At 68.6% G+C, this 12,387-nt stretch carries 11 protein-coding genes and 1 pseudogene; 4 read left to right on the top strand and 8 right to left on the bottom strand.

The annotated features are described in order from the left end of the window. Positions 1–16: 16 nt before the first annotated feature. From QTI17_RS04185 to QTI17_RS04215, 7 genes and pseudogenes are all read right to left on the bottom strand, one after another. Positions 17–1,156 carry an NADH:flavin oxidoreductase/NADH oxidase gene (locus QTI17_RS04185; RefSeq protein ID WP_286531239.1) on the bottom strand — a complete coding sequence of 380 codons (1,140 nt, stop codon included), beginning with the start codon at positions 1,154–1,156 and terminating at the stop codon, positions 17–19. 19 nt (positions 1,157–1,175) lie between these two features. Next, on the bottom strand, positions 1,176–2,318 hold the full coding sequence (locus tag QTI17_RS04190) for an amidohydrolase family protein (protein WP_286531241.1): 1,143 nt from the start codon (positions 2,316–2,318) through the stop codon (positions 1,176–1,178). A 36-nt stretch (positions 2,319–2,354) separates the two neighbouring features. Beyond that, entirely contained in the window at positions 2,355–3,059 is a 705-nt protein-coding gene (locus tag QTI17_RS04195; protein ID WP_286531244.1) for an ABC transporter ATP-binding protein, read from the bottom strand. A gap of 10 nt (positions 3,060–3,069) precedes the next feature. After that, positions 3,070–3,741: pseudogene (locus tag QTI17_RS04200) on the bottom strand (ABC transporter ATP-binding protein); the annotation flags it as partial. A 65-nt stretch (positions 3,742–3,806) separates the two neighbouring features. Continuing rightward, complete coding sequence (locus tag QTI17_RS04205; protein WP_286531248.1) at positions 3,807–4,745, bottom strand: branched-chain amino acid ABC transporter permease; 939 nt, start codon at positions 4,743–4,745, stop codon at positions 3,807–3,809. Next, positions 4,742–5,590 (bottom strand): branched-chain amino acid ABC transporter permease, encoded by an 849-nt coding sequence (locus QTI17_RS04210; RefSeq protein WP_286531251.1) that lies wholly within the window; start codon positions 5,588–5,590, stop codon positions 4,742–4,744. Before QTI17_RS04210 ends, QTI17_RS04205 begins: the two co-directional genes overlap by 4 nt. A 74-nt stretch (positions 5,591–5,664) precedes the next feature. Continuing rightward, positions 5,665–6,915 (bottom strand): ABC transporter substrate-binding protein, encoded by a 1,251-nt coding sequence (locus QTI17_RS04215; RefSeq protein WP_286531254.1) that lies wholly within the window; start codon positions 6,913–6,915, stop codon positions 5,665–5,667. A gap of 186 nt (positions 6,916–7,101) precedes the next feature. Here QTI17_RS04215 and QTI17_RS04220 point away from each other — a divergent pair, with 186 nt between their 5' ends. Continuing rightward, on the top strand, positions 7,102–7,797 hold the full coding sequence (locus QTI17_RS04220) for a TetR/AcrR family transcriptional regulator (RefSeq protein ID WP_286531257.1): 696 nt from the start codon (positions 7,102–7,104) through the stop codon (positions 7,795–7,797). Between the two features lie 3 nt (positions 7,798–7,800). Here the strand turns inward: QTI17_RS04220 and QTI17_RS04225 are convergent, their stop codons facing one another. Then, complete coding sequence (locus tag QTI17_RS04225; RefSeq protein ID WP_286531259.1) at positions 7,801–8,694, bottom strand: LysR family transcriptional regulator; 894 nt, start codon at positions 8,692–8,694, stop codon at positions 7,801–7,803. A gap of 195 nt (positions 8,695–8,889) precedes the next feature. Between QTI17_RS04225 and QTI17_RS04230 the strand changes: the two genes are divergently transcribed. From QTI17_RS04230 to QTI17_RS04240, 3 genes are all read left to right on the top strand, one after another. Then, a complete protein-coding gene (locus QTI17_RS04230) occupies positions 8,890–10,230 on the top strand; it encodes an MFS transporter (RefSeq protein ID WP_286531261.1) in 1,341 nt (446 codons plus the stop codon). Positions 10,231–10,270: 40 nt separating this feature from the next. Next, positions 10,271–10,972 carry a VOC family protein gene (locus QTI17_RS04235; protein WP_286531263.1) on the top strand — a complete coding sequence of 234 codons (702 nt, stop codon included), beginning with the start codon at positions 10,271–10,273 and terminating at the stop codon, positions 10,970–10,972. A gap of 329 nt (positions 10,973–11,301) precedes the next feature. Further along, a complete protein-coding gene (locus QTI17_RS04240; RefSeq protein ID WP_286531265.1) occupies positions 11,302–12,297 on the top strand; it encodes an NAD(P)H-quinone oxidoreductase in 996 nt (331 codons plus the stop codon). Positions 12,298–12,387 lie beyond the last annotated feature (90 nt).

The raw sequence follows: 12,387 nt of genomic DNA on the forward strand, positions 1-12,387 counted from the left end.
AAATGGGGCCGCGCGCTCAGGCGTCCGTTGCCATGGCGGGCTTGCGGAGGCCGGCGGCGCGACGGTACGGCGGGGGGTAGTAAGGCGTGATGCCCAGCGTCTCCGCTGCTCGCCAGACCCAGCGCGGGTCGGCCAGGAAGGGGCGCGCCAGGGCGACCTGATCGGCCTGGCCCGAGGCCACGATCGCGGCCGCCTGCGCCGGCTCGCTGATGCCGCCGACGGCGCGGGTGGCGATCCCGCTGCGGCGCCGCACTTGCGCGGCCAGCCCGACCTGGAAGCCGGGGCCGAACGGAATGCGCTCGCCGCGCACCACGAAGCCGCTGCTCACGCAGACGTAGCCGAAGCCGATGTCCTTGAGGCCCTGGGCCAGGCGCACCGCGTCGTCGACCCCGAGGCCGCCTTCGGCCCAGTCGGTTCCGGTGATGCGGGCACCGAGCACCCGGCTGCCGGGCACCTGCTCGTGCAGGCGCCGGGCGATGTGCAGCGCCAGCCGGTCGCGCCCGGCCGCGTCGCCGCCCCAGGCGTCGTCGCGCCGGTTCGATAGCGGCGACTGGAACTGGTGCAGCAGGTAGCCGTGCGCGCAGTGCAGCTCGATGACATCGAAGCCTAGGCGCACGGCGCGCCGCGCGGCGTCGACGTAGGCCTCGACCAGCCCTTCGATGCCGGCTTCGTCGAGCGCCTCGGGCGTGTGCCAGTCGGGCGCGAAGGGCAGGGCGCTCGGCGCCACGCAGCGCCACGGCGCGCCGCCGTCGCCGCCGGCCTTCAGCGGCCCGCCGCCTTCCCAGGGCACCTGGGCCGAGCCCTTGCGGCCCGCATGGCCGAGCTGGATGCCGAAGCGCGTGCCCGGCGCGGCCACCGCGCGTGCGGCCTGCAGCACGCGCGACAGCGCGGCCTCCGCGGCGTCGCTGTAGAGGCCCAGGCAGCCGTGCGTGATGCGCCCGCGGGCCTCGACGGCGGTGGCTTCGACCATGACCAGGCCGGCGCCCGACATCGCGAGCTGCATGAGGTGCTGCAGGTGCCAGTCGTTGGCGACGCCGTCGCGCGCCGAGTACTGGCACATGGGCGAGACGACGATGCGGTTGGGGAAGTGCATCCCGCCCATCGCGAGTGCGCTGAAAAGGTGGGATTCGGGTGCTGCGGGTGAAGTGACGGGCATGGTCATGGCTCCTGGCGGGTCAGCGCATCGGCGCGATGTCGAGCAGCTTCAGGGCGTTGAGCCCTTCGATCTGCGCCACCTCGTCGCTCGACAGGCCGCGCACCGAGGCGATCAGTTCCCGGGGCCGCTCCTCGCCCATGTCGTAGGGATAGTCGGAGCCGAGCAGCACCCGGTCGGCACCGAAGAGATCGACCAGATGGCGCAGCATCTCGGGGTCGAACACCATCGTATCGACATAGAAGGTCTTGAGATAGCTCGACGGCGCGCGATCGATCACCGTGCGGCAATCCTTGCGCGCCCGCCAGGCGTGGTCCATGCGTGCCCAGTAATGCGCCACGTAGCCGCCGCCATGCGCCGCGATGAACTTGATGTTCGGATGGCGCGCCACGACGCCGTCGAAGATCAGGTGGCTGACGGCCACGGTCGTGTCCAACGGGTTGCCGATCACGTTGTTGAAGTAGTGGTCGGTCAGCCGGGAACCTTCCGAGAAGCCGACCGGATGCAGGAAGATCACCGCACCGAGCGCGTCGGCGCGGGCGAAGAAGGGTTCCAGCCCGAGCCTGGCATCGGTCAGGTCGAGCCCGTTGACGTTGGTGTTGATCTCGATGCCGCGCAGGCCGAGCGTGCCGATCGCGTGGTCGAGCTCCTGGATCGCGAGCTCGGCGTTCTGCAGCGGCACCGAGCCGAGCCCGACGAAGCGCCGCGGCGTGGCCGCCACCAGCGCCGCGATGCCTTCGTTCACCTGGCGGGCCAGGACTGCCCCGCGCTCCGGCGGCGTGAAATAGAAGAACTGGAAAGGCGCCGGGCTGATCGCCTGGATGTCGATGCCCATGCGGTCCATGTCGTCCAGCCGCTGGTCGACGCCGGTCAGCTTCGGCGCACGCTCCCGCATCTGCGCGACGTTGGTCTCGCGCGTGAGTGCGTTCGCATGGATCACGCTCGGGTCGTGGCGGCCGACGTCGAGGTCGCTCGCCGCCTTGGCGACCTCCGGGTTCAGGTAGTGGCAGTGGACGTCGACGACCGGCGGACGGTCGCCGCGCACCGGCGTCGACGCGCTGGCCGTGCGCGGCATCGAAAGCGAAGCCGATCTCGCGCGGCCCGTGGCCGACGGGGCGTGGCGGTGGGTCGGGTCGGTGCAGTGGGGGGAGCAGGTGTAGAGCACGTGAAATCCGTTGGGTGGGTATTGGAAGAGTCCGGGCTAGAACACGCCGAGATGGCGGGTCGCGAGGTCGGGTTCGGCGCGCACCGCGTCGGCGCTGCCGGCGTGCACGACGTGGCCGGTGTTGAGCACCACCACATCGTCTGCCACTTCGAGCGCAAGGTTGAAGTTCTGCTCGACCAGCACGATCGAGAGCCGGTCGGCCTTGAGCGTCTTGATGGCCTGTGCCACCTCCGCGACGATCAGCGGCGCGAGCCCTTCCGAAGGCTCGTCGAGCAGCAGGACGCGCGGGTTGCCCATCAGCGCGCGGCCGATCGCGAGCATCTGCTGCTCGCCGCCGGAGAGGGTGCCGGCGCGCTGGCGCATGCGCTCCTTGAGGCGCCCGAAGGTGGCGTAGACGCGATCGAGGTTCCAGGCGTGCTTGCCGTCGTCATTCGCCCGCGCCGCCTGTTCGGCCACCTGCAGGTTCTCCAGCACCGTCAGGCTCGGGAAGATGCGCCGGCCCTGGGGCACCAGCCGCATGCCGGCGCGGGCGATGCCTTCGGGCGACATGCGTTCCACCGGGCGGCCCGCGAGGCGGATGCTGCCGGCTCGTGCCTGGTGCAGGCCCGCGAAGGTGTTGAGCGAGGTGCTCTTGCCGGCGCCGTTGCGTCCCAGCAGCGCCAGCACGCGACCCTCTTGCAGGTTCATCGACAGCCGGTGCACGACCTGGCTCTGCCCGTAGCAGACGTCGAGTTCGCTCACGCTCAATGCATCAGTGGCCAAGGTAGATCTCCCTCGTTCTCGGGTGGTTGACGACGGTGCGCCGGTCGCCTTCGACGATCACCTGCCCATAGTGCAGCACCGTGATCTGTTCGGCGAATTCGAGCGCCACGTCCATGTCGTGTTCGATCATCAGGATCGCCGTCTCGCGCGGCACCTGGGCGATCAGCCGCTGCACCACCACGCGCTCGTCCTGCGACAGGCCGGCGAGCGGCTCGTCGAGCAGCAGCAGGCGCGGCTGCTGCGCCAGGCCCAATGCCAGCTCGACCCGTCGCTGTTCGCCATAGGACACGTCGCACACGCGGTGCAGCGCCTTGCCGGCCAACCCGACGCCGTCGAGCAGCTGCACCGCGCGATCGTGCAGCGCCGCGTGCCGCGCCAGGTCGGTGCGCGCATCGAGCCGCAGCGGCAGCAGCGCCAGCAGCCCCAGCACCACGTTGTGCGCCAGCGTGTCCTTCGGGAACAGCGTGATGATCTGGTAGGTGCGCGCGAGTCCGCTGCGTGCGCGGGCGCGCACCGGCAGCTTCGTGACGTCTTCACCGAAGATGCGGATCGACCCGCTGTCCGGGCGGATCTCGCCACCGATCAGGCCGAACAGCGTGGTCTTGCCGGCGCCGTTCGGTCCGATGACAAGACGCCGCTCGCCGGGCTGCATCGTGAGCGAGACGTCCTGCGTGACGGCGATGCCGCCGAAGGACTTGCGCAGTCCCTTGATCTCGAGAGCGGCGGTCATGCGCGGCCTCCCTTCCAGCGCGCCAGCAAGGTGCGGACGCCCGGCACGATGCCGTGCGGCATCACCAGCACGATGAAGACGAACACCGCGCCCAGCAGCATGTTCCATCGTTCGATGTAGCCCGACGCATAGTTCTTCAGCAGCACCACCAGCACGGCGCCGACGGCCGGGCCGGCCAGCGTGCCGGCACCGCCCGCGATCACGCTGAGCAGCACCTCGGCCGATGCGGTGACCGACAGCACGCTCGGATGCACGTACTTGTGGAAGTAGACGTAGAGCAGGCCCGCCACCGCGCCGACGAAGCTCGCGCCCACGAAGGCACACCAGCGGATCGCCCAGACGTTGTAGCCGAGCGAGCTCATGCGCCGCGCCTGGTCGCGGGTGCCGCGCAGCGAGGCGCCGAAGGGCGAGTTCACGAGCCGGCCGACGACCAGCAGCACCAGCGCCGTGATCGACAGCACGAACCAGTAGTAGGCGTTGCTGTTCTCCATGTCGATGCCGAAGGGAACCGGCCGCGTGAGGCCCGACAGGCCGTTGTCGCCGTTGGTGACCGAGGTCCAGCGGTAGGCGAGGCCCCACACTACCTGCGACAGGGCGAGGGTCAGCATCAGGAAGCTGAGTCCCGAGGCCCGCAGCGCGATCCAGCCGAAGACGCCGCCGATGGCTGTGGTGGCCAGCAGCGTGAGCGGCGCGGCCATCGCGTGGCCGAGGCCGAGCCGCAGCGCCAGCCAGGCGGCGATGTAGGCCGACAGGCCCAGGTAGGCCGCGTGGCCCAGCGAGGTCAGGCCGGCGTAGCCGACCAGCAGGTTCAGGCTGGAGGCGAAGATCACGGCGATCAGCATCTGGCTGCCCAGGTTGACGTAGTACTCGCCTGACACCGCCGGCAGCAGCGCCAGGGCCGCGAGCAGCAGCAGGCCACGGATCGTCGGCTTCATGCGCGGGCACCTCCGAGCAGGCCGGTGGGCCGGAAGGCCAGCACCAGGATCATCGGCAGGAACAGGATCACGTAGGCGAGGTCGGGGACCAGCGCGGTGCCGAAGGTGTAGACGAAGCCGATGATGAAGCTGGCGATGAAAGTGCCCATCAGGCTGCCGACGCCGCCGAGGATCACCACGATCAGCGCCAGCGGCAGCATGTCGGCGTCCAGCCCCGGATAGGCCGAGAGCATTGGTCCGCCGAACGCACCGCCGAGTCCGGCCAGCATCGCGCCCAGGCAGAACACGCTGGTGAAGAGGGCCGAGGCCCGGATGCCCACCGCTCGCGCCATCGGCATGTCGTCGACGCCGGCGCGAATTCGCGCCCCCAGGCGGGTGCGCTCCAGCAGCAGGTACAGCACGACGGCGGCCACCAGCGCCACCGCGATCACGGCCAGCCGGTAGCTCGGAAAGCTGAAGCCGAACAGCGATGCCGGACCGCTCAGGAAAGCCGGCGGCGAGACCGGGATCGGATCGCCGCCCCACAGCACCAAGCAGAGGTCGGCGGCGATGAAGGACAGGCCGAGCGTGGCCAGCACCTGGGCCTGCGCGTTGCCCGACAACCGGCGCAGCACGAGGCGCTCGAAAAGCCCGCCGATGACTGCGGTGGCGAGCCCGGCCAGCACCACGGCGACCGCGAAGCCCCAGCCGGCCCGCGCCGCGCTCGCGGCCACGTAGGCCCCGATCATGAAGAGAGCGCCGTGCGTGAGGTTGGCGATGCGCATCAGCCCGAAGATGAGCGCGAAGCCCGATGAGAGCAGCAGCAGCAGGCCGCCGAGGGCCAGGCTGTTGAGTGTCTGAGTCAACCAGAATTGCATGTTCTTGACGACAGGGCCCGCCGCGCCGAGGCGGCGCGGGCCGTGAAGCTCCGGTAGGGGCGTCAGGCGGCCAGGTTCCTGGCGGGCGGCCAGTCGCGCGAATAGACCGGCTCGGCCAGAAACTTCTTGGGGTCGTAGGTCCAGAACTGGCTTACGTCCGGGTAGGTCTCGATGATGCTGTTGACCAGCCGGCCATCCTTGCGCTCGACCGTGCGCACGTAGACGTTGCCGACCACGTTGCCCCAGGCGTCGAACTTGACCGGTCCGCGCGCCGTCAAGGCGTTGGTCTTCTGCAGCGATGCGCGCAGCGACTCGCGGTCGAAGGCCTGGCCCTTCAAGGGCTCCAGCGCGGCGTCGAGCACCGATGCGCTGACATGGGTGCAGGCGGCGTAGAAGCCGGGGTCGTAGCCGTGCGCTTTGCGGAAGGCGCCGGCGAACTTCGCGTTGACCGGGTTCGCGAGCTCGGCGGAATACCAGTTCACCGTGACGATGCCCAGCGCCTCGTCCCCCATGTTGCGCAGCACCGCTTCGTCGAGCGCCGTCATGCCGCCGACCAGGGCCAGCTTGCCGCGCAGGCCGTACTCGTTGAACTGCCGGATGAAGCGAAAGCCGTTGGAGCCCGCGAAGCCGAGGAACACCGCGTCCGCGTCGCGGTTGAGTTGGGCCAGGAAGCTGCCGTAGTCGGGCGCCGTGAGCGGCGGAAACAGCTTCTGCACCACCTTGCCGCCGGCTTCCTCGAAGACGCGCTGGAAGCCGGCCGTCATCTCGTGGCCGTAGGCGATGTCGTCGGCCACCAGCACCATGCGCTTGTACTTCAGCTTCTTGGCGCAGTAGTCGGCCAGCGGATGGGCGCACTGGGCCGAGGTCGAACTGGCGCGGAACAGCCAGGGGTTGGCCTTGCGCTGGGTCATGTCTTCGGCCGCGGCCACCGGAAACACCGGAATCTTGCGGGCCCGCATGTAGTCGTCGGTGGCCAGCGCCTCGAAGGCGGCCAGCGGGCCCATGAGCACCTGGGCACGTTCGCGCTCGACCAGTTCCTGGGTCTTGCTGCGGGCGGTCGACGGCACGCCGCCGGTGTCGGCCACGATCAGCTCGACCTTGCGGCCGCCCAGCCGCTGGTCGTTGGCCGCCAGGTAGCTCTGCAGCCCGCGCTCCATGTCGAGTCCGCCGGAAGCGAAAGGCCCGGTCTTGGCGGTGAGCAAACCCAGGCGCAGCGGCTCTGCCGTGCCCTGGCCGCGCACCAGCGAAGGGGCCGCCAGGGCGGCGCCGGCGGTGGCGGCGGCTGCCATGAAACTCCTGCGATCGATCGTCATGCTGTCTCCGTTCTTCGTGAGGGTTGGATGTTAAGTGATCGGACGATCAATAATAGTTCGAGCAGATTCCGAGATCAAGCGGCGTTCGGCAGAGGGACATCGGGGTTTACCCGGGCCGGGTGGTGTCGAGAGCCCGGCGCGCTAATAATCAAACGATCGGCCAGATTCATTCCACGGACACCATCGATGACCCCCCGCACCGCCAAGGCTGACGAGACTCCCGAAGAAGGCGCCGCCGGCGGCAAGCAGCGGCGCCGCCGCCTCGCGCCCGAAGACCGCGAGCACGAGATCGTCCAGTCGGCCATCAGCTTCTTTGCCAGGCATGGCTTTGAGGGCAGCACACGCGACCTGGCCCAGCGCCTGGGCGTCTCGCAGCCCCTGCTGTACCGGTATTTCCCGACCAAGGAGGCGCTGGTCGACCGCGTCTACGACGAAGTCTTCGTGCGCCGCTGGAACCCCGAGTGGGAGGAGTGGCTCGCCGACCGCACGCACTCGCTCGAAAGCCGCCTCAAGCGCTACCTCAAGGACTACGCGCACTTCGTGCTGCGCGGCGAATGGGTGCGCATCTTCATGTATGCCGGCCTCAGCCGGGCCGGCGTGAACCAGCGCTACCTGGCGCGCCTGCGCGAGCGGCACTTCCTGCTGATCGCGCGCGAGCTGCGCTTTGCCTACGACATTCCCGATCCCGAGAACGCCGAGGCCGAGGACGAAGAGGTCGAACTCATCTGGGCCATGCACTCCAGCGTGTTCTACATCGGCGTTCGCAAGTGGGTCTACGACCTCGCGGCGCCACGCAATATTGATCGATTGATCGATATGAGGGTCGAAGCCTTCCTGCACGGGGCGCCGAAGGTGCTGCTGGCCGACCGCAAATCGACCTGAATTTCAGTCGGCCCGCTCCAGCAGCGCATCCAGAAAGCGCAGCGCCGCCGGACCGAGCGCGTCGGGGCGCCAGACGATGCGGTAGTCGGTGCGCATCTCCAGCAGCGGAAGATCGCGCACCACGATGTTCTCGCCCGAGAACTGCACCAGGCTCTCTTGCGCCGCGCACAAGCCGAAGCCGCTCGCGACCAGGGCCAGCGCCGAGATGATGTCGCCCGCGACGCAAGCCACGCGCGGCTCGAAACCCAGGCGGTGGCAGGCCAGCATGAACTTCGCGCGCAGCGACGGGCCGCTGCGCTCGGGCGTCACCACCCACTCGGCATCGACCAGCTGGCGCGCCGAGATCTCCGGCGCCGCGACCAGCGGATGCGCGCGTGGCATCAGCAGCACGTAGCGCTCCGAACTGTAGACCGCCGAAGCCAGCGCGGGATCGGTGAGCTCCTGCGTCTGCACCGCGAAATCGATTCGTCCCCGGCGCAGTTCCTCCAGTTGCTCGCTCTCCGGCGCGCCCTCGAACTGGAAGCGGATCGCGGGGTGCGCGGCCTGCACGCGCTGGGCGGTGTCCGGGATGATGCCGTTGTAGAGCGCGCCCGGCATGTGGCCGATGACCACCGTGCCGCCGGTGCCGCCGGCCCGGCGCTGCAGGTCGAGCATCAGGCGCTCGTTGCCGAGCAGGAGTTGGCGCGCGTTGAGCAGCAGTTCGCGTCCGGCGTTGTTGAGCCGCAGGCTCCTGCCGACGCGATCGAACAGCGCGAAGCCGATTTTTTCCTCGAGGTTGAGGATGGTGCGGCTCAGCGGCGAGGCCGAGATGTGCAGCAGCTGTGCCGCCCTCGAGATGCTCTCGTTCTCTGCCACGCAGACGAAGTGCTTCAGCGTCCGGAGGTCGATCAGGTTCATGGGGTCGTGCTCGGGTGCGAAGGCCGGAGTCTAAATAGTTCGGACCCTTGATGTCCGAGATCATGAGAAAGATTGTCCTTTTCAGTCATCTTCTCGTTAACGATCATTCGATCAACGCTGCGGCGCTTCCCGCCCGGCGGACACCGACCGCGGGCCTCGCCCGTCAACCTCCGAAGCTCCTCCTGGGCGTCCGACATGACTCAAACCCTTCCCGCGTCCGTACAGCGCAAAGTGATCCGGCGGATCATCCCGATCCTGATGCTGATGTACACCATGGCGTACCTCGACCGCATCAACATCGGCACCGCGGCGCTGCGCATGAATGCCGAGCTGGGCATCAGCCAGCAAGTGTTCGGACTGGCTGCCGGCCTGTTCTTCATCGGCTACCTGGCGATGGAGATCCCGAGCAACATCATCCTGCACCGGGTCGGCGCGCGCGTCTGGCTCACGCGGATCATGGTGACCTGGGGCCTGATCTCCGCTTGCACGGCCTTCGTGCAGAACGGCTGGCAGCTGATCGCCGTGCGCATGCTGCTGGGCGTCGCCGAAGCCGGCTTGTTTCCGGGCCTGATCTACTGCCTGGCGCTGTGGTTTCCGCCCGGCCTGCGCGGGCGCATGCTGGTGATCGCCGTGCTGCCCTGGGCGGTCATCGTGGGCACGCCGATGTCGGCCGCGATCGTCCAGTACGCCGATGGCCTGTTCGGCTTCTCGGGCTGGCGGATCATGCTGTTCGTCGAAGGCCTGCTGCCGGTGCTGCTGGGCTTCTACTCGATCCGCTTCCTGACCTCGAAGCCCGAGGAGGCCGACTGGCTGACCGACGAGGAGAAGCGCCAGGTGATCGCCGCGCGCGACAGCGGCGACGCCCCCGCGTCCGTCGGCGAGCCGCCGCTGCGCACCACCTTGCTGCAGCCGCACCTGATCCTGCTGTCGCTCGCCTATGCAACGGCGCAGATGGGCTTCTATGCGAGCCTAATCTTCACGCCGCAGATCGTGCAGGAGTTCGGCCGCCTCTTCGGCGTCGCACTGTCGACGGTCCAGGTCGGGCTGCTGGCGGCGATACCGAGCGTGTTCGGCATGGTGATCTACTGGTTCTGGGTCGCTCATTCGGACCGCACGGGCGAGCGCGTGTGGCATGCCATCGCCGCCTTCGTGACCGCCGCCGCGGGCATCGGCATCCTGGTCAGCGTGCCCAACCTCTACGCGTCGATCGCCGGGCTGTCGCTGTTGACCGCGGGGCTGGTCAGCGGGCCGATCTGCATCTGGCAGCTCACCGGTGTCGGCGTCAGGGGCAAGACCGCCGCCGTGGTGTTCGCCTATGTCAACTGCTTCGGCATCGTCGGCTCGATGTTCAGCCCGTATTTCATCGGGCTACTCAAGGACCGCACGGGCTCCTATGACGCGGGGCTGTTGTTCCTCGCGCTCGCCGCGCTGCTCGGCGCCGTCTTCGTCTACCTCGCCGGTCGGCGCATGCGGCGCCAGGCCCTCGTCAGGCCATCGGCTGCACCAGCGGGCCGCTACGAGCCCGCGACGCGCTGAGCTCGCAACTTCATCCACACACCCACACGAAGGAACCCCAGTGATCCATTTCGACCATGTCTGCATGGCAGCCCCGAACGTCTACGAGTCGACTTTCCGGCTCAGCAAGGAGACCGGCCTCGGCAACTACGACGGCGGCTTCTTTCCGCTCTACGGCATCGGCCATCGCGTGGTGCCGCTCGCGCCCGACATCTACATCGAGGTCGAGAGCGTGATCGACCGCCGACCCCTCGCCCACGGCGAACCGCTGACCGTCTTCATGGAGCGCCAGACGCGCGAAGGCGACTGCTTCCTCGGCTGGTGCCTGCGCTCCGACACGCTGGAAGAGCTGGAGGCTTTCGCGGCGCACCACGGCACGACGATCGATCCCAACACCACCGGCCACGAGGCCGGCCGCCAGATGATGAACGGCGCGCGCGGCTTCGCGCTGCAGGCGCCGAGCGCGACCGTGGCCTGGCCGATCGGCAAGCCCAACCTCTACTTCAAGCCGGGCGGCGGCACGCACGTCGCGAGCCTCCCGGTGGTGCCGGGCTCCGGCGAAGTGCAGGGGCAGGGTCTGGCGTGGATCGAGATCGGCGGAACCCATTCGGATCTCAAGGGCTGGCTCGGCGACGTCGCTTCGCCCTCCGATTTTCCGTTCGAGATTCGCTACAACGGCGGCTCCTCGGGGCTGTACGCGATGGGCGTGCAGACGGACCGCGGCGTGGTGCAGATCCGCCGGCCGCCGGTCTGCATCGGCTGACGGACCCCGAGCGCGCGCGGCCGTGAGGCCTTGCCGCTCATGAAGAGGAGAGCGTGACCAGCGACGCCTCCACCGTGTCGATGAAAACCTCCAGGTTCTCCATGGTTCGAGCCTGGTTCATATTTGCGCTCCTTGCAAAGATGTTTCGCGAGAGCGAGGGATTGTCCGCTTGAGGTTGCCCCCATACGATGCCTTGACTTCATCGATTCAAGCATGCAAGGCCGGGACAGCTCGGGGGTATTCAACCCGGCAACCGGGGCGGTGAGCGGCCACGTCCCTCATGCGCGGCAACAGGATCTGGATCGCATGGAATGAAAGAGAAACAAGCCATGAAAGCCATCGTCTTCGACGACTTCGGCGGGCCCGAAGTGCTCGTGATCCGCGAGGTCGCGGCCCCGGAAGTCCGACCCCATGACCTGCTGGTTCGCAACGCCTCCATCGGGGTCAATCGCGCCGACCTTTCCCATCGCAAGGGTGCCTACGGCCGCGCCTTCTTCGGCGACGCGGACACCATGGGACTGGAGATTGCCGGGACGGTGGTGGAGGTGGGGGCGCAGGTGCAGGGATTCCGCGTGGGCGACCGCGTCATGGGCATCGTCGGCGGAGGCGCCTATGCCGAACTCTCGCGCATCGATCACCGCATGGCCATGCAGGTCCCGCCAGGCCTCGACCTGGTCGATGCCGGCGCGGTGGCCGAGGTTTTCGTGACCGCGCACGAAGCGCTGTTTCATCTGGGCCGCCTGCAAGCCGGCGAGTCGGTGCTGGTCCATGCGGCGGCCGGCGGCGTGGGCTCCGCCGCGGTGCAACTCGCGCACGCTGCCGGCGCGCGCGTGTTCGCGACCGCGGGCGGCGACAAGCGCGATGCCGTCCAGAGCTTCGGGGCGGATGAAGTCATCGACTACCGCTGCGACGACTTCCAGGCCGTGGTGGCCGCCAAGACGGATGGCAAGGGCGTCGACGTCTTGATCGACTTCATCGGTGCCCCCTACCTGGAGCGCAACCTGCGTTCGCTGGCGGTGGGCGGGCGCATGGTGGTGGTGGGCTTGCTCGGGGGCGCGGAAGGCGCCGCGCTGCCCATGGACCTGCTGCTGTACCGCCACCTGCAGATCTTCGGCACGGTGATGAAGTCGCGGCCTCCCGAGGTCAAGCAGGCGATGGTCCAACGCTTCGCGCAGCGATGGCTCGACGCCCTGGCGGCCGGCGCGATCCGGCCTGTGATCGACAGCAGCTATGCACTCGCCGATGCGGCCCAGGCGCATCGGCGCATGGAATCGGGCCAGAGCGTCGGCAAGATCCTGCTGCTGCCCGGTCAGAGACCGTCGTGACAGCCGATGCCGCCAGCGAACGGATTGCAACTGCAATGCTTGCCAGGCCAGGTCGAAATCCAGCCGAAACAGGGGCTTGAGACATTGGAT

Source organism: Variovorax sp. J31P179, assembly GCF_030316985.1.
Taxonomy (GTDB): domain Bacteria; phylum Pseudomonadota; class Gammaproteobacteria; order Burkholderiales; family Burkholderiaceae_C; genus Variovorax; species Variovorax ginsengisoli_B.